General features: G+C 71.8%; 17 protein-coding genes and 3 tRNA genes. 6 read left to right on the top strand and 14 right to left on the bottom strand.

Features of this window, described 5'->3' with window-relative positions; genetic code table 11:
- Window positions 1-9 precede the first annotated feature (9 nt).
- The 5 genes from ACZ42X_RS28555 to ACZ42X_RS28535 all read right to left on the bottom strand — a co-directional run bounded on the left by ACZ42X_RS28555 (window position 10) and on the right by ACZ42X_RS28535 (window position 6,065).
- Entirely contained in the window at window positions 10-243 is a 234-nt protein-coding gene (locus ACZ42X_RS28555; protein WP_468295794.1) for a glycine zipper domain-containing protein, read from the bottom strand.
- Between the two features lie 43 nt (window positions 244-286).
- A complete protein-coding gene (locus ACZ42X_RS28550; protein ID WP_468295791.1) occupies window positions 287-2,224 on the bottom strand; it encodes an ABC transporter ATP-binding protein in 1,938 nt (645 codons plus the stop codon).
- Complete coding sequence (locus tag ACZ42X_RS28545) at window positions 2,224-3,957, bottom strand: ABC transporter ATP-binding protein (protein ID WP_468295789.1); 1,734 nt, start codon at window positions 3,955-3,957, stop codon at window positions 2,224-2,226. The genes ACZ42X_RS28550 and ACZ42X_RS28545 overlap by 1 nt, the downstream gene beginning before the upstream one ends.
- Before the next feature lie 121 nt (window positions 3,958-4,078).
- Window positions 4,079-5,518: an FGGY family carbohydrate kinase gene (locus tag ACZ42X_RS28540; RefSeq protein ID WP_468295786.1), complete on the bottom strand. Its 1,440-nt coding sequence runs from the start codon at window positions 5,516-5,518 to the stop codon at window positions 4,079-4,081.
- Between the two features lie 247 nt (window positions 5,519-5,765).
- A complete protein-coding gene (locus tag ACZ42X_RS28535) occupies window positions 5,766-6,065 on the bottom strand; it encodes a YtxH domain-containing protein (protein ID WP_468295783.1) in 300 nt (99 codons plus the stop codon).
- A 169-nt stretch (window positions 6,066-6,234) separates the two neighbouring features.
- Between ACZ42X_RS28535 and ACZ42X_RS28530 the strand changes: the two genes are divergently transcribed.
- The 3 genes from ACZ42X_RS28530 to ACZ42X_RS28520 all read left to right on the top strand — a co-directional run bounded on the left by ACZ42X_RS28530 (window position 6,235) and on the right by ACZ42X_RS28520 (window position 6,674).
- Window positions 6,235-6,307: transfer RNA gene (locus ACZ42X_RS28530), tRNA-Asn, on the top strand.
- Window positions 6,308-6,312: 5 nt separating this feature from the next.
- A tRNA-Asn gene (locus tag ACZ42X_RS28525) sits at window positions 6,313-6,385 on the top strand.
- 212 nt (window positions 6,386-6,597) lie between these two features.
- A tRNA-Ile gene (locus ACZ42X_RS28520) sits at window positions 6,598-6,674 on the top strand.
- A gap of 200 nt (window positions 6,675-6,874) precedes the next feature.
- On the opposite strand, the gene ACZ42X_RS28515 is transcribed toward ACZ42X_RS28520, so the two are convergent.
- Complete coding sequence (locus ACZ42X_RS28515; protein WP_361413897.1) at window positions 6,875-7,051, bottom strand: hypothetical protein; 177 nt, start codon at window positions 7,049-7,051, stop codon at window positions 6,875-6,877.
- Window positions 7,052-7,144: 93 nt separating this feature from the next.
- The gene (locus ACZ42X_RS28510) at window positions 7,145-8,353 is read right to left on the bottom strand and encodes a Cmx/CmrA family chloramphenicol efflux MFS transporter (RefSeq protein ID WP_468295780.1); all 1,209 of its coding nucleotides are present in this window, start codon (window positions 8,351-8,353) and stop codon (window positions 7,145-7,147) included.
- Between the two features lie 460 nt (window positions 8,354-8,813).
- On the opposite strand from ACZ42X_RS28510, the gene istB reads away from it, so the two are divergent.
- Window positions 8,814-10,136: an IS21-like element helper ATPase IstB gene (istB, locus tag ACZ42X_RS28505; RefSeq protein WP_468295777.1), complete on the top strand. Its 1,323-nt coding sequence runs from the start codon at window positions 8,814-8,816 to the stop codon at window positions 10,134-10,136.
- Between the two features lie 78 nt (window positions 10,137-10,214).
- On the opposite strand, the gene ACZ42X_RS28500 is transcribed toward istB, so the two are convergent.
- The gene (locus ACZ42X_RS28500; RefSeq protein WP_361413906.1) at window positions 10,215-10,628 is read right to left on the bottom strand and encodes an organic hydroperoxide resistance protein; all 414 of its coding nucleotides are present in this window, start codon (window positions 10,626-10,628) and stop codon (window positions 10,215-10,217) included.
- A gap of 110 nt (window positions 10,629-10,738) precedes the next feature.
- Between ACZ42X_RS28500 and ACZ42X_RS28495 the strand changes: the two genes are divergently transcribed.
- Complete coding sequence (locus tag ACZ42X_RS28495; protein ID WP_468295774.1) at window positions 10,739-11,236, top strand: MarR family winged helix-turn-helix transcriptional regulator; 498 nt, start codon at window positions 10,739-10,741, stop codon at window positions 11,234-11,236.
- Window positions 11,237-11,253: 17 nt separating this feature from the next.
- Here the strand turns inward: ACZ42X_RS28495 and ACZ42X_RS28490 are convergent, their stop codons facing one another.
- The 3 genes from ACZ42X_RS28490 to ACZ42X_RS28480 all read right to left on the bottom strand — a co-directional run bounded on the left by ACZ42X_RS28490 (window position 11,254) and on the right by ACZ42X_RS28480 (window position 14,886).
- Complete coding sequence (locus ACZ42X_RS28490) at window positions 11,254-12,633, bottom strand: carboxyl transferase domain-containing protein (RefSeq protein WP_468295772.1); 1,380 nt, start codon at window positions 12,631-12,633, stop codon at window positions 11,254-11,256.
- The gene (locus tag ACZ42X_RS28485; protein ID WP_468295769.1) at window positions 12,626-14,164 is read right to left on the bottom strand and encodes an acyl-CoA synthetase; all 1,539 of its coding nucleotides are present in this window, start codon (window positions 14,162-14,164) and stop codon (window positions 12,626-12,628) included. The genes ACZ42X_RS28490 and ACZ42X_RS28485 overlap by 8 nt, the downstream gene beginning before the upstream one ends.
- A 65-nt stretch (window positions 14,165-14,229) precedes the next feature.
- Complete coding sequence (locus ACZ42X_RS28480) at window positions 14,230-14,886, bottom strand: LysE family transporter (RefSeq protein ID WP_468295768.1); 657 nt, start codon at window positions 14,884-14,886, stop codon at window positions 14,230-14,232.
- A 166-nt stretch (window positions 14,887-15,052) separates the two neighbouring features.
- Between ACZ42X_RS28480 and ACZ42X_RS28475 the strand changes: the two genes are divergently transcribed.
- Entirely contained in the window at window positions 15,053-15,520 is a 468-nt protein-coding gene (locus ACZ42X_RS28475) for a BP74-related protein (RefSeq protein WP_468295765.1), read from the top strand.
- Window positions 15,521-15,526: 6 nt separating this feature from the next.
- Here the strand turns inward: ACZ42X_RS28475 and ACZ42X_RS28470 are convergent, their stop codons facing one another.
- The 3 genes from ACZ42X_RS28470 to ACZ42X_RS28460 all read right to left on the bottom strand — a co-directional run bounded on the left by ACZ42X_RS28470 (window position 15,527) and on the right by ACZ42X_RS28460 (window position 19,009).
- On the bottom strand, window positions 15,527-17,131 hold the full coding sequence (locus tag ACZ42X_RS28470) for a sensor histidine kinase (protein ID WP_468295962.1): 1,605 nt from the start codon (window positions 17,129-17,131) through the stop codon (window positions 15,527-15,529).
- A gap of 98 nt (window positions 17,132-17,229) precedes the next feature.
- The gene (gene mreB / locus ACZ42X_RS28465; protein WP_361413924.1) at window positions 17,230-18,273 is read right to left on the bottom strand and encodes a rod shape-determining protein; all 1,044 of its coding nucleotides are present in this window, start codon (window positions 18,271-18,273) and stop codon (window positions 17,230-17,232) included.
- Between the two features lie 148 nt (window positions 18,274-18,421).
- A complete protein-coding gene (locus ACZ42X_RS28460) occupies window positions 18,422-19,009 on the bottom strand; it encodes a hypothetical protein (protein ID WP_468295761.1) in 588 nt (195 codons plus the stop codon).
- Between the last annotated feature and the right edge of the window lie 120 nt (window positions 19,010-19,129).

Here is a 19,129-nt window from a genome sequence, read left to right as displayed (position 1 = left end):
CACACCTGGTCACGAGTGGTCGGCGGAGCCTTGCTTGCGGCGTGAGGCGTCCACCCCGGCGCCGACCGCCACACCCAGGCCCAGCCCCAAGGCGATGCCCAGCCCCAGGTTGTCGCTCAGCTGGCCCAGGCTGATCCCCAGCGCCACCCCGATCGGCAGCCACAGCGCCAGCCCCGCCCCCTCCCGGCTGCTGTCCGGCCGCGCACCCTCGCCCGTTTCCGCCGTGTCCCCTGTTTCCGCCATGTCCCCCAACTCCCGTTGATGTGCTTCACCGTCACACGGCGGGTCAGTCCACCTCGGCGACCGCTTGCGCGAACTGCGCCGCGTACAGGCGTGCGTACGCGCCCTCCGCCGCCAACAGCTCCGCATGCGTCCCCTGTTCGACGATCGCACCATTCTCCATCACCAAGATCACGTCCGCATCGCGGATCGTCGACAGCCGGTGAGCGATCACGAAACTCGTCCGCCCGTGCGCCAGCCGCGCCATCGCCTTCTGGATCAGCACCTCGGTCCGCGTGTCCACGGAGCTCGTCGCCTCGTCCAGGATCAGGATCACCGGGTCCGACAGGAACGCCCGCGCGATCGTGATCAGCTGCTTCTCGCCTGCGCTCACCCCCGCGCCCTCGTCGTCGATGACGGTGTCGTACCCGTCCGGGAGCGTCCGGATGAACCGGTCCGCGTGCGCCGCCCGCGCCGCCGCCTCGATCTCCTCCCGCGAGACCCTGCGCGAGCGCGGTGCGCCGTACGCGATGTTGTCGGCGATCGTGCCGCCGAACAGCCAGGTGTCCTGGAGCACCATGCCGATGCGCGACCGCAGTTCCTCGCGCGACAGCGCGGTCGCGTCCACCCCGTCGAAGAGGATCCGGCCGCCCGTCACCTCGTAGAACCGCATCAGCAGGTTCACGAGCGTCGTCTTGCCCGCGCCCGTCGGACCGACGATGGCGACCGTCTGCCCCGGCTCGACCGTCAGCGACAGATCCTCGATGAGCGGCTTGTCCGGCTCGTACCGGAACGACACCTTCTCCAGTGACACCCGCCCCGCCGGCTCGAAGACCCGCCCGGCCACCGGCGCGGCGTCCGGATCCTGCTCCTCCGCGTCCAGCAGCTCGAAGATCCGCTCGGCGGACGCGACACCCGACTGCACCAGGTTCGCCATCGACGCCACCTGCGTCAGCGGCATCGAGAACTGCCGCGAGTACTGGATGAATGCCTGCACGTCCCCGATGGACAACGTCCCCGAGGCGACCCGCAGCCCGCCCACCACGGCCACCAGCACGTAGTTGAGGTTCGACACGAAGAACATCAGCGGCTGCATGAGCCCGCTGTTGAACTGCGCCTTGAACCCGGCCTCGTACAGCGCCTCGTTCTGCTCCCGGAAGCCCTCGGCCGCCTCCTCCTGCCGCCCGAAGACCTTCACCAGCGCGTGCCCGCTGTACATCTCCTCGATATGGGCGTTGAGCCGGCCCGTCGACTGCCACTGCCGTACGAAATGCGGCTGCGACCGCTTGCCCACCCTCGTCGCCACGACCACCGACAACGGCACGGTCACCAGCGCGACCAGAGCCAGCAGCGGCGAGATCCAGAACATCATCGCCAGCACGCCCACGATGGTCAGCGCCGAGTTGATCAGCTGTCCCATGGTCTGCTGCATGGTCTGCGAGATGTTGTCGATGTCGTTCGTCACACGGCTCAGCACCTCGCCGCGCTTGGCCCGGTCGAAGTACGACAGCGGCAACCGCTCCAGCTTCGCCTGGACGTCCTCGCGCATCCGGTACACGGTCCGGTTGATGACCTTGATCGACAGGCGCGTCGACACCAGCATCGTCACACCGGCGCCCACGTACACCCCCAGCACCACCAGCAACACCGCAGCCACGGCGCCGAAGTCGATCCCGTGCCCGGGTGTGAAGTCCACCCCGGACAGCATGTCCGCGAGCCCGTCGTCACCCTTCGCCCGCAGCGCCTCCAGCGCCTGCTCCTTGGAGGCGCCCTCCGGCATCCCGCGCCCCACCATCCCCGCGAAGATCAGGTCCGTGGCCTTGCCGAGGATCAGCGGCCCGACCACCGACAGCGCCACGCTCACCACACCGGCCGCCAGCATCAGCCACAGCGTGGCCTTCTCCGGCGCCAGCTGCCGCAGCAGCCGCCTGCCCGACCCCTTGAAGTCCATCGACCTCTGGTCGGGGCCGCCGCCGGCCATCATCCGTCCCGCCGGCCCCGCCATCAGGCTGCCTCCGCTTCCGTCAGCTGGGAGAGCACGATCTCCCGGTACGTCTCATTCGCCGCCATCAGCTCCTGATGGCGCCCCGCCCCCACGACCCGGCCCTCGTCGAGGACCACGATCCGGTCGGCGTCGCGGATGGTCGACACCCGCTGGGCGACGATCACCACCGTCGCGTCCGCCGTCTCGGCCGCCAGCGCCGCGCGCAGCCGCGCGTCCGTGGCATAGTCCAGCGCCGAGAACGAGTCGTCGAAGAGGTAGATCTCCGGCCGCTGCACCAGCGTCCGCGCGATCGCCAGCCGCTGCCGCTGCCCGCCCGACACGTTCGTCCCGCCCTGCGCGATCGGCGCCTCGAGCCCGTGTTCCAGCTCCCGTACGAAGTCGGCGGCCTGGGCCACCTCCAGCGCGTGCCACAGTTCCTCGTCCGTGGCGTCGGGGTTCCCGTAGCGCAGGTTCGTCGCGATCGTCCCCGAGAAGAGGTACGGCTTCTGCGGTACGAGCCCGACCGTGCTCGCCATCAGCGCCGGGTCGAGCTCGCGCACGTCGACCCCGTCGACCAGCACCTCCCCGCCCGTCGCGTCGAACAGCCGCGGCACCAGTCCCAGCAGCGTCGACTTGCCGCTGCCCGTCGAGCCGATGACCGCCGTCACCTCCCCGGGCCGGGCGACCAGATCGACCCCGCGCAGCACCGGCTCCTCGGCACCCGGATAGCGGAAGTCCGCGTTCCGTATCTCCAGGTGTCCATGGCGGGCCAGTTCCCGTACCGGCGACGCCGGCGGCACGACGCTCGACTCGGTCCGCAGCACCTCCTCGATGCGCTCCGCGCACACCTCGGCGCGCGGCACCATCATGAACATGAAGGTGGCCATCATCACAGCCATCACGATCTGCATCAGGTACGCGAGGAAGGCCGTCAGCGCCCCGATCCGCATCTCGCCATCGTCGATCCGGTGCGCGCCGAACCACACGACCGCGACGCTCGACACGTTCACCACGGTCATCACCGTCGGGAACATCAGCGCCATCAGCCGCCCCGTAGCCATGGACACGTCGGTGAGAGCGCCGTTCGCCGCCCCGAACCGCTCCCGCTCGTAGGCGTCCCGCACGAAGGCCCGGATGACCCGGTTGCCGGTGATCTGCTCGCGCAGCACCCGGTTCACGGCGTCCAGCCGCTCCTGCATGGTGCGGAACAGCGGCCGCATCCGCTTCACGATGAGCGAGACGGAGACGCCGAGCACCGGCACCACGGCCAGCAGCACCGCCGACAGCGGCACGTCCTGCCCGAGCGCCATGACGATGCCGCCCACGCACATGATCGGCGCCGACACCATCAGCGTGAACGACATCAGCACCAGCATCTGGACCTGCTGGACGTCATTGGTGGTACGCGTGATGAGCGAGGGCGCCCCGAACTGCCCGACCTCGCGCGCCGAGAACGACTGCACCCGGTCGAAGACCGCCGCCCGCACGTCCCGGCCCAGCGCGGCCGCCGTGCGCGCCCCGTAGTAGACGGCGCCGATGTTGCAGACCACCTGCACCACCGAGACGGCGATCATCACGGCGCCGAACCGCAGGATGTAGCCCGTGTCACCGGTGACGACACCGTTGTCGATGATGTCGGCGTTCAGGCTGGGGAGGTAGAGGGAGGCGCAGGTCTGCAGGAACTGAAGGACCACCAACACGACGATGGGCCGCTTGTACGGCCCTAGGTGGCGTCGAAGAAGTTGTCTGAGCACACCATCAACTATCCCCACCGCCCGGGCCTGTTACGAGCCGATTTCCCGGAACTAGGGGCGGCGAAGAACCCCGGGCCGAAGAACCCCGGGCCGCCCGGGCCGAGGAAACCCGGGCCGGCGCTCAGGCGTCGAACGCGCCCGGGTGCAGCTGGTCCCGCGTCGCCCCGTACTGCTGCCGCACCGCCTGCCCCACGGCCAGCTCCTCGCCCGGCTCGAAGACCTGCATCGCGGCCGCCTGCCAGGCCGGCGGCGCCTGCGGCGACAGCACGCCGTGCGACGCCCCCAGTGCCCACGCCGCCTGCCGCGCCGCGCCGAGCGCCGCGTAATCCGCCGGCTGCGGTACGACGACCTGGGCGCCGAAGATCGCCGGCGCGGCGGCCTGCACGGCGGGCAGCTCGGCGGCCGCCCCCAGCAGGAACACCCGCCGCACCTCCACACCGCGCCCGCGCAGTACGTCCATCGCGTCCGCGAGCGAGCACAGCATGCCCTCGAAGGCGGCCCGCGCCAGGTGCTCGGGCTTCATCGACTCGCGCCGCAGCCCGCTCAGGGTCCCCGCCGTGTGCGGCAGCTGCGGCGTCCGCTCGCCTTCCAGATACGGCAGGAGTACGAGCCCGGACGCGCCCGGCGTGGACTTCAGCGCCAGCGCCGACAGCTCCTCCAGGCTCTCCACGCCCAGCATCTCGGCGGTGCCGCGCAGCGCCCGCACGGCGTTCGAGGTGTGGACGACCGGCAGGTGCATCCCCGCCGCGTCCGCGAACGCCGTGATCATGCCGCGCGGATCGGCCAGCGCCTCGTGGTGCACGGCCATCACCGACCCCGACGCGCCGAGCGACACCACGGCGTCACCGAGCCCGAGTCCGAGCCCCAGCGCGGCGGCCATGGTCTCGCCCGTCCCGGCGGAGATCAGCAGCCCCTCGGGCGTGATACCCGCGACCTCGGCGGGACCCAGCACCTCCGGCAGCGCGGCCTGGTGCCCCAGCGCCAGCTCCACCAGATCGGGCCGGTACGCACCGGTGCCGGCCGACCAGTAACCCGTACCGGAAGCCGCCCCCCGGTCCGTCGTGCGACGCGCCGGCCGCCCCAGCAGCTGCCACACCAGCCAGTCGTGCGGCTGCATCACCATCGCCACACGCGCCGCCGCCTCCGGCTCGGTCCGCGCCAGCCAGCGCAGCTTCGCCACCGGCTGCGCCGCCTGCGGTACGCAACCGACGGCCTCGGCCCATGCCTGACGGCCGCCGAACGCCTCGATCAGGTCCGCGGCGGCCACCTGCGCGCGCTTGTCGTTGCCGACCAGGGCCGGCCGCACCAGCGCGCCCTGCGGGTCCAGCGGCAGCAGCCCGTGCTGCTGCGCGGAGACGCCGATGGCCTGCACGCCCTCGAGCAGGCCGCCGGAAGCGGCCTCTCCGAGGGAGAGAAGCCACGCCTGCGGGTCCACCTCGGTGGCCTTCGGCTCGACGGGATGCGGCGCGTAGCCCTGTCGCAGTACGGCGCCCGTGTCCGTGTCACAGACGACGATGCGCGTGAAACCCGACGAACTGTCCAACCCGGCGACTATCCCCATGGGCATAGATTCTGCCGCACTCGGGACACACCCCGACCCGCCAGGCACCGCGGCCGGTCGCCACCGGCCGGGGTACCACCGGCCGGGGTGTCACCGGTCCACCGATCCACTGGCGCAACGGCCCAACGGCCCAACGGCCGAATGGCCCAACGGCCCAACGGCCCAACGGCCGAATGGCCCAACGGCGTAACGGCCCAACGGCCGAGTGGCCCGCCGGGCTCACGGGCCACCCGGACAGGCCGCAGGCTCAGGTGTTAGTGGTTCCCCACTCGTCCTCACCGCCCTGGCCGCGCTCTCGCAACGATCGCACCCGCTCGGCGACCGACTCGGGCACCCGGTCCCCGACCTTGTCGCTCACGGCGTGGAGTGCTTTCTCGGCCACCTCCCGCCCGGTGTGCGCGGCGGACTCTGCTGCGTTGCGCACAGCCGGGTTCTGGGAGATGTCACGCGCGGACTTCCGCAACTGTTCGTACCGCTCCCGGCCTGCCCGGGTGCCGAGCACGTACCCGACGGCCAGTCCAACGACGAACGCGAGCTTGTACCGCATGGCTGCCACCCTTCCGAAGGCGTTGGTGCTGGCCGCCTACCCGCGTGGCCGGAGATCACCCCGGGAACCGATTGGCGGAGCACCCCCCTGCTTGCGCTAATGTATGTGTCGCAGCGAGCGAGCGCCGCCCGGGAAGCCCCGGGTGGGTGCGTTCGGTGCAACGCAGCAATCCCCTGTAGCTCAATTGGCAGAGCAGCCGGCTGTTAACCGGCAGGTTACTGGTTCGAGTCCAGTCGGGGGAGCGCGATCCCCTGTAGCTCAATTGGCAGAGCATTCGGCTGTTAACCGGAGGGTTACTGGTTCGAGTCCAGTCGGGGGAGCGGTGCTGGAAGAGGGCCCCTGGGAGGGGGTCCTCTTTCGCGTTTCCGGCGGGGAGTCGAGGCTTCCCGGGGCGATCCGACCGCGACGGGAACCGCGCAGCGCCCAGCGCAGTCTTCATGGACGTGCGTATGCCGACCATCCGGAGCAGGAGATCGTATGAGCGGCTATGCTGCGGCAGACGGCGCGCACAAATGTGCGCGACGCGCCGTAAGGGGCGGTAGCTCAGCCGGTTAGAGCAGCGGACTCATAATCCGTCGGCCGTGGGTTCGAGTCCCACCCGCCCCACCACAGCAGTGGTCAGCAGAAACGTTTCTGTCCACGGAGACGTCCGAGCGGGCACCGCCGCTCCCGCCGCTCCCGGCGGTGCCGCCGCTGAACCGCTGCGTGTCCGCCACAGCCCCTCGTATGCCCCTCGTGCCCCTCGTATACCCCACTACGGATGTGTACGGGCTGTACGGGCACGGCGCGACTGCCGCGCGCGGCTGAAGCTACGCCGCCGAGGCGACGTCCCCCTGCTGCGCGGCAGCCCACAGGACGACGAGGCGCTGATAGATCCGGTGCTCATCCGGGGACAGCTGCCCGCCGGCGCGCGCCCACAGCTCTCGGATCGCCGAATTCAGGGCTTCGGCATCCGGCTGGACAGGAGAACGCAGGGTCTGGGACATGCCATCCAGCGTAGGGCGAGGATCCGATAATCCGGGCACTCGGCGGACGTGCGATCCGCCACGAATGCCGGCATACCGGTGACGCAGGCCACTCTACTGTCCACCGCCCACCCTCCTCCCGCCCACCGGTCGTTCCGCTCCGGTCGGCTGCGCCGTGATCAGACCACGCCAGGCGTACGCGACGAGGAGCGCGAGCAGGACGAGGAGGCCGCTCGCCCAGAGCGGCCCGAGGGCTCGGGTGCCGGTGGTGAGGGTGGCCGCGGCGAAAAGGGGCCCGGCGGCGGCGCCGATGTTGAGGGCCGCGGTCGCGTACGAGGCGGCCATGGTGGGGGCTCCCGCTGCCTCGTAGAGGACGCGCGTGATCAGTGTGCCGCCCAGTGCGAAGGACAGCGCGCCCTGAGTGAAGACGAGGACGAGCAGGGCGACCGGCTTGTCCGCCAGCAGCGCCAGAGCCGGCCAGCCGGCGAGCAGGAGCGGCCCCCCGGAGGCGATCACCAGGCCGGGCCGCCGGTCGGACAGGCGCCCGGCGAGAGTGACGCCGGCGAAGGAACCGGCGCCGAAGAGCATCAGGGCGACGGGGACCCACAGCTCGCCGAGCCGGGCGACGTCGGTCACGACGGGGGCGAGGAAGGTGAAGCCGGCGAAGGTCGCCGCGTTGACCAGCGCGCCGAGCGCCATGACGAGGACCAGCCGCGGCCTTCGGAGCTGCGCCAGCTCCGAACGCAGGGCCGGGCCGCCGGTGTGGTGCTCCGTCGCGGCCCGCGCCGGGAGGCCCGTGAGGATGCCGACCGCCGCCGGAAGGCAGAGCACGGCGACGGCCCAGAAGGTGGCACGCCAGCCGAGCAGTGTGCCGAGTGCCGATCCCGCCGGGACACCGGCGATCGTGGCCACCGTCGTGCCGGACAGCAGCACGGCCAACGCGCGTCCCTTCTTGTCGGGCGGGACGAGTGCGGCGGCCGTGGTCAGAGCCACGGCAAGGAATCCGGCGTTCGCGAGCGCCGCGACCACCCGCGTCGCGCACAGCACCGTGAAGCTCGTGGTGGCGGCGCCCACGACATGGGCTGCCAGGAACACGAGGACGAACCAGAGGAGGCTCCGCCGCCCTGGCCAGGTGCGGGCGAGCGCCGCCATGAGCGGGGCGGCGCCGGCCATGCCGAGGGCGAAGGCCGAGGTGAGCGTTCCGGTCGCCGCGACGGTGACGCCGAAGTCCGAGGCGATGTCCGGCACAAGCCCGGCGAGCATGAATTCGGAGGTGCCCATGGCGAAGACCGCCATGGCGAGCAGATACAGAGGGAGGGGCATCGAGGGGCTCCGGGTGAGGAGAGGCGGGGAAGGGCATCTCGTCACCGCGGTCAGCACCCGAAGGCACGCGCGTCCGACCCGGCCGCGCACGCGGGCGGGAGGCACGCGGCGGGAGGCCGGGGACGGCAGGGCTCAGTGGTTCAGGGGCTGACGGCGTGACCGAAAGCCCCCACCTCGTCCGACTCGGGGCTCGACATGGCCCGCACGTTACCCACCCACGCCGCCTCGTCGCACCCGTGTTTCCCAGCCGTCCGCGCGGCGGCGAAGGCGGGAGCAATCAGAGCGCGAGTCGGCATATCGACATGTCCGGATGTTCACCGGCAGCGTGTGTCGATATATGTGATGAGCCCTCACGAGTGTTGTGCTACTGGAATTCTATTAATCCCAAAGAGTGGCGCGAATTAAGATTTTCGGCGGCAGCGCACCAGAATGGCGGAACCCCCCGCCGCTGGAGGTCCCGTTGTCCCGTGCATCCTCGTCCCCGTCGACCATCACGACCATCGGCCTGGCCCTGTTCGCCACCCGCTGGCTCCAAGCCCCGCTGTATTTCGGCCTCGTGGCCGCACAGGGGGTGTACGTCTACAAGTTCTTCAACGAGCTCTGGCACCTCGTCGACCACGTCGTCAGCGGCCAGGCGGACGAGACCTACGTCATGCTCGCGGTCCTCAAGCTGGTCGATGTCGTGATGATCGCCAATCTGCTGATCATGGTCATCGTGGGCGGGTACGAGACGTTCGTCTCGCGTATCGGACTGCAAGGGCACCGCGATCAGCCGGAGTGGCTTTCGCACGTCAATTCCAATGTGCTGAAGGTGAAGCTGGCGACGGCGATCGTCGGAATTTCGTCCGTGCACCTGCTCCAAATGTTCGTGGACGTCCACCACACGCCCCGGCACGATCTGTTGTGGGGCACCGTCATCCACATGGCGTTCATCGTCTCCGCGGCGATCCTCGCGTACATGTCCGGGCCGATGGCCGCGTACGAGCCCAAAGGTCATGGGGTGAAGGAGTCGCCGCACTTCGTCGTCCTGCCGCGCCAGCGGGACGGGCGGAAGGCGGACGAGAGGGATGTGAGCGACGGAAGCGACGACGTGAGTAACCGTGCTGACGGAGTCGCCCGAGCCGACGCGCCGGGGCGCGGAGGCGGCGGCGGGCGCGAGCGCGACGAGGAGCGCTCCAAGGCGGAGGAGCTGATCCAGGCCGCCGGCTTTCCGGCCCGCAAGCTCCTGGAGATGTTCGACGACGGACACCTCCGGGCGCCCGACCCGCAGACGCTCGCTCGGCTAGGGAAGGTCGACTTCGTCACGCGCCGGGCCAACGTCGTACTCCTCGGCCCGCCCGGTACCGGCAAGACGCACCTCGCCATCGCGCTGGGGGTGCGGGCCTGCCAGGCGGGCCACCGGGTGCTGTTCGCCACCGCCGCCGACTGGGCCGACCGGCTCCGGGAGGCCAAGTCCGCGGGCCGGCTCGGGAAGCTGCTCGCGGAGCTCGACACGTACCCGCTGCTGATCGTGGACGAGGTCGGGTACGTGCCGTTCGAGGACGACGTCGCCCACCTCTTCTTCCGGCTGGTGTCGCACCGCTACGAGCGCGCCTCGCTGATCGTCACCAGCGACCGGCCCTTCGGTCGCTGGGACGAGGTCTTCGGCGACAGCGGTATCGCCTCGGCGACGGTCGACCGCCTCGTCCACCATGCGGACGTCCTCACCCTCGACGGTGAGAGCTACCGCTCGCGACGGCTGGAGCCGACGGCGGTCAAGGGATGGGGCGGGCAGGGCTACTGACCGCGCCCGCCCTCGCCTCCGTCCCTGCTGCCACCGCCGTGGTCGACACCGTGGTCGTGGTCGTCCTCGTCGTACGGGTCACTCGATGACGAGCTCCACCGGGATGTTGCCGCGCGTCGCCTTGGAGTACGGGCAGTACGCGTGCGTCTTCTCCAGCAGCTCGCGGCCCGCCTCGCCCTGGAGGTGGTCCGGGAGCTCGACGCGCATCACCACGGCGAGCCCGAAGCCGCCGTCGCCGTCCTTGCCGATGCTCACCTCGGCGGTGACCGAGGCGTCCTTGACGTCGATCTTCTCCTGGCGGCCGATCGCGCCCATGGCGCTGGCGAAGCACGCGGCGTAACCGGCGGCGAAGAGTTGCTCCGGATTGGTGCCCTGTCCGTTGCCGCCCAGCGGCTTGGGGTGGGCGAGGGGCAGGTCTATGTGGCCGTCGGAGCTGATGGTGCGGCCTTCGCGGCCGTTGGCGGTGGCGACGGCGGTGTACAGGGCGTCCATGGAGGGGGTCGTCCTCTCGTGTGCGGGACTGGTGAGACTGATGACAGGTCTCTTTGTAGCGCACTATTTAGTTGTGCACAACTCAATGGTGCGCGGAGTATCATGGCTCCATGGATATGCCCGGTACCGTGCGCGACGAGGACTTCCTCCGCCTCGACCACCAGATCTGCTTCTCGCTCCACGCCGCCACCCGCGCCTTCAACGGCGTGTACCGCACCGCGCTGAAGGACCTCGGCCTCACCTACCCCCAGTACCTGGTCATGCTGGTGCTCTGGGAACACGGCGAACTGCCCGTGAAGCGCATCGGCGCACACCTGCGCCTCGACTCCGGCACCCTCTCGCCCCTGCTCAAGCGCCTGGAGGGTGCCGGCTACGTCGAGCGCCGCCGCAGCCCCGAGGACGAGCGCTCCGTGACCGTGCGTACCACGGAGACCGGGACGGCCCTGCGTGAGCGCGCCCTCGGGGTGCCGCGACGGATCGCCGCCGCGACCGGCATGTCACTGGACGAGGTCCGCGCCCTGCGTGCCCGCCTCAACGAACTGACCGCCGCGCTCGACCTCGCCGAGGTGGACCTGGCGCAGGGCGACTGCCTGGAGGAGACGCCCTGATGCGCGGCGGCGTCACGTCACACGATGCCGCGCACGATGCCCAGCTCCACGAGGTTCTGCGGGCGCAGCCGTAGCTGCTCGGCCGTCCGCGGGGCTTCCTCGGGAGGCCGTTTGAGTATCGCGGCCGCCAGCTCCGGGGCGATCACCGAGAAGTAGCTGTCGGGCGTCGCCCAGGTGTGGCCCGGGGCCGCCAGGGCCAGCGCCCCGCCCGAGCCGCCCTCGCCGATCAGCAGCGTCGTCACCGGCACCCGCGCCCCGGCGACCGCCGCGAACGCGTCCGCGATCGCCGCGCCCGCGCCCGTACGCTCCGCCTCGGCGTCGTTCGCGGCGCCCGGCGTGTCGACGAGGGTCAGCACCGGCAGGCCGAGCCGGTCCGCGAGGCGGATCACGCGGGCGGCCGTGCGGTACCCGGCCGGCCGGGTCGCGGTGCCGCACTGGGCGACATACGCGACCGCCCGCCCGTCGGGACGTATCCCTACGCCGGACAGCAGCCCCGGGTCCGTACCGCCGCAGCGGTCGCCCACCAACGGCAGCCGGTACGTGAAGTACCCGTCCAGGTACGCCGCGGCGCGCGGCCTGGCCGGGTCGCGTGCCTGGCGCACCGCGTCCCAGCCGCTGGCGGGGAGGGCGGCCTCATCCGACAGGGCGGAGGGCGGTTCCACGGGCCCCGGCGCGGGAGTCGTCAGCGCCGTCAGCCAGCGCGTGACCGTCTCGCGGAGCTCTTCCGGACGCACGACGGCGTCGATGTGCCCGGCCGCCAGCTGGCCCTCGGCCGTGTACGCCGAGGGGTCCGCGTCCGGCGGCCGTACGCGCGAGCCGGCGAAACCGATCTGCGCACCCGGCAGAGCCAGGATCACATCGGCGCCGGCACCGACCGTTGCCCAGCCGCCGCCTGTGGACGGGTCCCGCAACACGGTGACGTGGGGCACCCCCGCCTCCCGGAGCAGCACCGTCGCACGCGCCACCCGCTGGAGCTGGGTCAGCGCGACCATGCCCTCCTGCATACGGCTGCCGCCCGTCGCGACGAGCGAGACCAGCGGAACGCGCTGCTCGCGTGCCAGGCGGTAGGCGTCCTCCAGGCGGTCGCCGGCCCGCTGGCCCAGGGAGCCGCCGAGGAAGCCGAACTCGAAGGCGAGCAGCGCGCAGCGGCGGCCGCCGATGGTCGCCGTGCCGTACAGGATGGACTCGTCCTCGCCCGTATGGTCGGCGGCACGCGCGCGTGAGGCGTCGTAACCCTGCCAGGACAGTGGCCCGTCGGGGGCGGTGTGCCGGGCGGGGGGCTTGTGCTCGACGAAGTCGTCGGTGAGGAGGGCGATCGCGCGGCGGGCCGGCAGGCGCGAGTTCTCAGGCCGCGAGTTCTCAGACCGGGAGTTTTCAGGCCGGGAGTTCTCAGACATGGTGGAGGGCCCGCTTCATGACCTTGCCCATGTCGTTGCGGGGCAGCGCGTCGAGGTAGTGGACGGTACGGGGCCGCTTGTGGGGGGCGAGCTGGGCCGCCACATGGTCGGTCAGCTCGCGCGCGGCGGGTGGGTTCCCGGGGTCCGCGGGGACGATCCAGGCCACGATCCGCTCTCCCAGGTCGGGGTCCGGTTCGCCGGTGACGGCGGCTTCGCGTACGCCCGGGTGGTCCAGGAGCGTGTTCTCGATCTCGCCAGCGCCGATCTTGTAGCCACCGCTCTTGATCAGGTCGGTCGTCTTGCGCCCCACCAGCCGTACCGAACCGTCCGCGTCCCGTACCGCCATGTCGCCGGTACGGAACCACGGGCCGTCGAAAGCGGCGGCGGTGGCGTCCGGGCGGTTGAGGTATTCCGTGAACAGGTTCGGCCCGCGTACCTGGATCTCGCCGACCGTCTCCCCGTCGTACGCGGTGATCTCCGAGCCGTCCTCCTCGATCAGGCGCAGCTCGACGTCGCGCAGGGGCACGCCGACCGAGCCGGGGCGGGGCTCGCCGTCGACGCGGATGCCGGTGTTCATCAGGGTCTCGGTCATGCCGTACCGCTCGATGACGCGCCGTCCCGTCGCGGCGGCGATCCGTTCGTGGTCGTGGACGGGCAGTGCCGCCGAGCCGGAGACCAGCAGCCGTGCGCCGGCCAGTGCCTTGGTCAGCTCCGGGTCGGAGGGGAGGGCCTCGGCGAGGCGGTGGTACATCGTCGGTACGCCGAACAGCATGGTTCCGCCCGACGCCAGCTCCCGCGTGACCCCGTCCGTGGTGAACGAGCCGAGGTGGCGTACGGATCCGCCACGCCGGAGGGGACCGAGGACGCCGAGGATCAGCCCGTGGACGTGGAAGAGGGGCAGGGCGTGCACGAGGACGTCGTCGGACGTCCACGCCCATGCCTCCTCCAACGCGTCCAGCGACGCCGCGATCGCGCGGCGGGGGAGGACCGCGCCCTTGGGCGGGCCCGTCGTGCCGGAGGTGTAGACGATGAGGGCGGGGGCTTCGGGGTCCTGCGGCTCGGGCGGAAGCAGGCCCTCCGGGAGCTCGGCCCCGTCCGTGGCGAGGGTGGCGAGGGTGACGTCCACGCGCGCCACGTCCGCGAGCGGTGCCGGCAGGTCGTCGCCGGGCGCGGCGAGCACCAGGTCGGGCGCGCTGTCGGTGACGATGTGCGTCAGCTCGCGCTCGCCTGTCTTCGGGTTGAGCGGTACGGCCGGTACGCCGGCGAGCAGGGCGGCGACCACCGCGACGGCGGTCTCCGCGGTGGGCGTGGCCCACACGGCGATCCGCCCCGGCTGCTGACCTCCCCGCTGCCGGGATTCCAGGGGGCGGGAGTCCGCCGCGTGGGTGGCCGGCCGAAGGGCCGACTGGAGGCGTGCAGCCAACGCGCCTGCCGCCGCGCCCAGTTCGCCGTACGTGAGCGCGTTCCGCTCGCCGAAACGCAGCGCGAGCCGGTCCGGCCGGGTGGCCAGTGCCGGGAACAGGGTGGTCACTCGTCGTCTCCTCGCTGTCGGTGGCCCCACCATTCTCTCCGCGCGGCGCCGCGGGGGAAGCGGGGTCAGGGCAGCGGCAGGGCCAGTTTCACCGCGTACGCCGCCACCAGGCCGTACCCGATGCGGAAGGTCCATGTCCGTACGCGGGCGGAGGCACGGGCTCCGGCGGCGCCGCTCGCCGCCACGAGCAACTGCTGCCACGCCAGCGACGCGACGAACACCCCGGCCACGAACACCGTCCCGGCCGCCGCGCCGCGCAGCGCGGTGCCCTGGGCCGTGGTGAGCGCTGCGAAGTAGAGGGCGGTGGTGGGGTTGATGAAGGTCAGCGCCGCGAACCGCAGGAACGTCCGCCCCGCGGTCTGGGGCGGCTGTGGAAGGGTGGCGGGCTCCGCTGAGCCGGTCGGCTCCGCTGATCCGGCCGGCTCCGCCGTGTGCCGTGAGGCCCGCAGGCCGTGTGCGGCGATGCCCAGCAGCACGGCGGCGGAGACGAGCCGCACCCACGCCTCGACGCCGGACAGCGCGGCTGCGACGAGCGGCCCCAGCGCGGTGGCCACCGCCGCGTAGACCATGTCGACGACGGCCACGGCCGCCGCGGCGGCCCTGGCGCCCTGCCGGTCGCGCATGCCCTGCTGAACGAGTAGTACGCCGACGGCACCCAGGGGCATGGCGACCCCGAGCCCGGCGGCCGCGCCCGCGAGGGCGGGGGTCCACATCTCGGTCATCGCGTCACTGTGGCCGCGTGGGCGGCGACGGTGCGAGCGCTTTTCGGTGGTCTCTGCCGTGGCGAGTTGTCGCCAAGGTGACGGCTCTCCCGCATAGGTCGTGATTACTCAGCGTAATAATGATGTTGCGGCGCGCTCCCGCGCCGGCGCTCGACCGGAGGTGTACATGCGGTATTTCGCCACCAAGGTGACCACGCTCATCTCAGTTCTGATGCTGGCCCTCACCCTGGCCCAGCCCGCCCACGGGGCCGGGGCCGGGAGCGCTCCGTCGCGGGCCGCGGCGGCCGAGGCGGCGTACTTCGAATTCGACTACCCGCCCATGCAGGAGAAGTTCGTCTTCCAGCTCACCGACCCCGCCAGGATCCAGGAGGCCAGGGACATCCTGAGCGGCAAGGAGAAGGACAAGGTCCATGTCATGGGCCGGATCATCAAGCGGCCGGCGCCGTACAACCCCGGCTGGAGCTTCCACCTCGACCCCGGCACCATCAACTTCTTCGAGGTCGCCATCGAGGTGTGCGACGCGTCCGTGATGTATGTCGAGGACCACCTCGACGAGGCGGGCGGCGCCTTCCTGCCCGGCCTGTACTGGTGCCCCTGGGGTTCGCGCCTGCTGAGGGAGGTTCCCGCCCCGTAACGACCGTCAGCGGGGCGACTGCCACGTCAAGGCGGCACTCCGACTGCCGTCGTCCGCCGTGCCGTCGTCCCTGACCACCAGGCGGACAGCCGGGCGGCCGTCCGGCAGGACGGCCGTCGCGTCCACCTCGACGTCCACGGACGATACGTCGGTGCGGCGGTGGGCCGCGGCGAGCGCGGTGCGCAGGGTGGAGAGGAGCTCATCGGCCACCGGACCGCTGACCAGCGTGTCCACCGCGCCGGTGAAGTGGACCGAGGGCTGGAAGCCGAGGAGCGCGGCCGCGCCGCCCGTCTCGCGCAGCACGCGGCCGCGGAAGGAGCGGGGCACCTCGGCCGGGGGCTGCTGGAGCGCGAAGATGGCGGTCCTGACCTCCTGGATCGTCGAGTCCAGTTCGTCCACGGCCCGGTCCAGCAGGTCGGCATCCGGCGATCCCGGCTCCGCCCGTCGCCGGGTGGACTCCAGCATCATCTCGGTGGCGAACAGCCGCTGGACCACCAGATCGTGCAGGTCGCGGGCGATGCGGTCGCGGTCCTCGTACACCGCCAAGCGCTCCCGGTTCCGCCGCGCGTCCGCGAGTACGAGCGCGAGGGCGGCCTGGGAGGCGAACTGCGAGGCGAGCAGCCGCTCCAGTGCCGTGTAGGGGCGGCCGCCGCGGCGGCGCGGTAGCGCGAGGGTGCCGATCAGCTTCCCTCCGCTCTGCAACGGCAGCATCATCGAGGGCCCGAAGCGCGTGCGTACGTGGGTCGTCATGCGGGGGTCGGTCGCGGAGTCCTCGACGAAGACCGGTTCGCCGCCCAGCAGGTGTGCCAGCACGGGCGAGCCCGGCGCGATCGTCGTACCGATCAGGTCGCCCGGGTCGTGCGGGGTGGACGCGGCGACGATCTCCATGCCGCCCTCCTCGGTCGGCTGGAGGACGACACCCGCCGACGCGTCGGCCAGCACACGGGCCCGCTCGGCGACCGTCGTCAGCGCGTCTCCCGTGGGGTCTCCCGCGGGGTCGCCCATGGGGTCAACCGTGGAGTCGCCTGCGGAGTCGTCTGTGGCGCCGCCTGTGGAGTGGCCCGCCGGCTCGCCCGTCAGCAGCGCGGTCGTGACGGCGGCGGCGCCCTCGATCCAGCGTTCGCGCTGCCGTGCCGTCTCGTACAGCCGGGCGTTGCCGATCGCGATGCCGGCCTGCGAGGCCAGCACGCGCAGCATGGCCAGGTCCTCTTCGGTGAAGGTGCCGGCACGCTTCTCGGTGAGGTAGAGGTTGCCGAACACCTCGGTGTCGACGCGGATCGGTACGCCGAGGAAGGTTCGCATCCGCGGATGGCCGGGCGGTACGCCGCACGAGCGCGGATCGGCCGTCAGGTCGTCCAGCCTCAGCGGCTCGCCGTCCTGGATCAGCGCGCCCAGCACCCCGCGACGCCCGTCGGGCAGCGGGCCGACGCGCTGCCGCTCGGCCTCCGTCATCCCGTACGTGTAGAGCTCGGTGATCCGTCCCCGCTCCGGGTCGACGACGCCGAGCGCGCCGTACCGCGCGCCGGTCAGCTCGGCGGCGGAGTCCACGATCCGCTGGAGCGTGGTGCGCAGGTCGAGGTCGGTGCCGAGGCTCAGTACCGCCTGGAGCAGTGACGGAAGCCTGCTTCCGCTCCCGTTCCCGGTCCCGTTCCCGGTCCCGCCCCCGGTCCCGCCCCCGCTCCCGGCTCCGCTCCCAGTCCCGCTTCCGGTCACTCGGCTTCGGTGAGCGGGTTCATCGTCAGCGGCTGGATGCGGCCCTCCAGCATCGCGCCGAGTCCCAGAACGGCGCAGATGTCGGGCCGTTCCGCGATGTGCACCGGCATGCCGGTCGCGTCGCGCAGCATCTGGTCCAGGCCCGGCAGCAGCGCGCTGCCGCCGACCATCATGATGCCGCGGTCGACGAGGTCGGCCACCAGGTCGGGCGGGCAGTCGCGCAGCACCTTGCCGATGCCGTCGAGTACGGCCGTCAGCGGGGTGTGCAGAGCCTGGCGTACGGCGGCGGTGTCGACGAGCACCGAACGGGCCAGGCCCGTGGCCACGTCACGCCCGTGGATCTCGGTGGACGCGGGCCCAGCAGGGGTCAGGCCGTTGCCGTGCAGGGCGAGCTGGAGGGGGCGTACGGACTGGCTCGGCAGCATCAGCTCGTGCTGGTGGCGCAGGTACTGGATGACCGCGTGGTCGATGGCGTTCCCGCCGACCGGGATGCGCTCGGCGGTGACGATCGCGCCGAGCGAGAGCACCGCCACCTGGGTGGTGGCCGCCCCGCACACCAGGATCATCGTGGCGGTGGGCTCCTCCACCGGCAGGCCGCAGCCGACGGCCGCCGCGATGAGGGTGTCGACGAGTTCGACACGCCGGGCGCCGAGGCCGACGAGCGTCTCGACGGTGGCGCGCTGCGCGAGCGGATCGCTGTCGTGCGGTGTACACGCGGCGGCGCGCAGCAGCGGCTTGCGGCGCAGCTGGCGGCGGAGCTTCTCGCCCAGCAGGTGACGCAGCATCCGCTGGGCCATCTCGATGTCGACGACGGTGCCGCCGGAGACGGGGCGGACGACCCGGATGTAGTCGGGGGTACGGCCGGTCATCTTCTCCGCGAACTCGCCGACGGCGATCAGCGCTCCGGTGCGGGTGTTGACGGCGGCGACGCTCGGCTCGTCGACGACGAGCCCGACGCCCTTGACGAAGACCCGGGTCCTGGCGGCTCCCAGATCGACGGCGACATGGCAGCGGCGCAACTGCTCAAGACTGACGGTCACGGTGACGATCCTCCCGAGAGCGGTACGTCTTCGCATCGTCCGGTCACCGGGCGCGCGGCGCGCGCTGGGGGAGCTGACGGGGTGACAGGACCCGGGGCCGTACGGGGCGGGCCTCGGGTGCCGGGAGGTCGGACCGCTCCGGGCCCCGTCACACGAGCCGCTGCAGCAACCCCCACGTGAACTCCGCCACGCACGCCTCTCCCTCCGGCAGCGTGAACGCCAGTCGCCACCTGGTCGGCGCGCTGCCCTCCTGCGGGCGCGCCGGCGGGAAGGCGCGGGCCACCTCGTCGGCCGTGCAGCTCCACGGGCGCAGGTCGGCGGCCGTGCGCAGCTCCGGGCCGCGTGCGCCGGGGGCGCGTACGAGCCACTCGTTCCACACGCCCCGGCCTCCCGGTGCGGTCAGCACCTCGAAGCGCAGGTCAGGCCAGAGCGGCAGGCGCCACAGCAGCGCGTCGCACTCCAGGTCGCCGATGCGCCGCCGGGCCCGCGACTCCGGCTCGCCCAGCACGGAGCGGTAGCGGGAAACCGCCCCCCGCCTGCCGGGCGCCCGCACCATGGCCTGCCAGCGGCGGTTCGCCTCGCGCATGTCGGCGATCGAGGCCCCGAGCTCCCGCCTGGCCTCCTCCACGAGCCCCGGTTGGAAGTCGGCCATCCGGCGCAGGAGCACCAGCTGGAAATGGACCGGCCCGAACGAGCCGGCGGAGGGTACGGAATCGGAGGGTCCCTTGTCCACCATGCGGACATCCTGCCCCGTTCCGGGCCCTAAAGGGTGAACCGAACGGACACGCCGAGTGGTGGCTGGTTCCTCACAGGATCCTCACAACACCGGCTATCTCCGGTGTTGTGTCCCCGCATA

This window comes from Streptomyces sp. NPDC030862 (assembly GCF_055571835.1).
Note: the sequence above shows the minus strand (reverse complement) of the source record. Positions and strands in the feature narration are given on the sequence as shown.

Bases quoted from the DNA above. Each gene is read 5' to 3' on its own strand.
- ACZ42X_RS28555 (WP_468295794.1), bottom strand. From the start codon at position 243: ATGGCGGAAACAGGGGACACGGCGGAAACGGGCGAGGGTGCGCGGCCG.
- ACZ42X_RS28550 (WP_468295791.1), bottom strand. From the start codon at position 2,224: ATGGCGGGGCCGGCGGGACGGATGATGGCCGGCGGCGGCCCCGACCAG.
- ACZ42X_RS28540 (WP_468295786.1), bottom strand. From the start codon at position 5,518: ATGGGGATAGTCGCCGGGTTGGACAGTTCGTCGGGTTTCACGCGCATC.
- ACZ42X_RS28535 (WP_468295783.1), bottom strand. From the start codon at position 6,065: ATGCGGTACAAGCTCGCGTTCGTCGTTGGACTGGCCGTCGGGTACGTG.
- ACZ42X_RS28515 (WP_361413897.1), bottom strand. From the start codon at position 7,051: ATGTCCCAGACCCTGCGTTCTCCTGTCCAGCCGGATGCCGAAGCCCTG.
- ACZ42X_RS28510 (WP_468295780.1), bottom strand. From the start codon at position 8,353: ATGCCCCTCCCTCTGTATCTGCTCGCCATGGCGGTCTTCGCCATGGGC.
- ACZ42X_RS28500 (WP_361413906.1), bottom strand. From the start codon at position 10,628: ATGGACGCCCTGTACACCGCCGTCGCCACCGCCAACGGCCGCGAAGGC.
- ACZ42X_RS28495 (WP_468295774.1), top strand. From the start codon at position 10,739: ATGGATATGCCCGGTACCGTGCGCGACGAGGACTTCCTCCGCCTCGAC.
- ACZ42X_RS28490 (WP_468295772.1), bottom strand. From the start codon at position 12,633: ATGTCTGAGAACTCCCGGCCTGAAAACTCCCGGTCTGAGAACTCGCGG.
- ACZ42X_RS28480 (WP_468295768.1), bottom strand. From the start codon at position 14,886: ATGACCGAGATGTGGACCCCCGCCCTCGCGGGCGCGGCCGCCGGGCTC.
- ACZ42X_RS28475 (WP_468295765.1), top strand. From the start codon at position 15,053: ATGCGGTATTTCGCCACCAAGGTGACCACGCTCATCTCAGTTCTGATG.
- ACZ42X_RS28460 (WP_468295761.1), bottom strand. From the start codon at position 19,009: ATGGTGGACAAGGGACCCTCCGATTCCGTACCCTCCGCCGGCTCGTTC.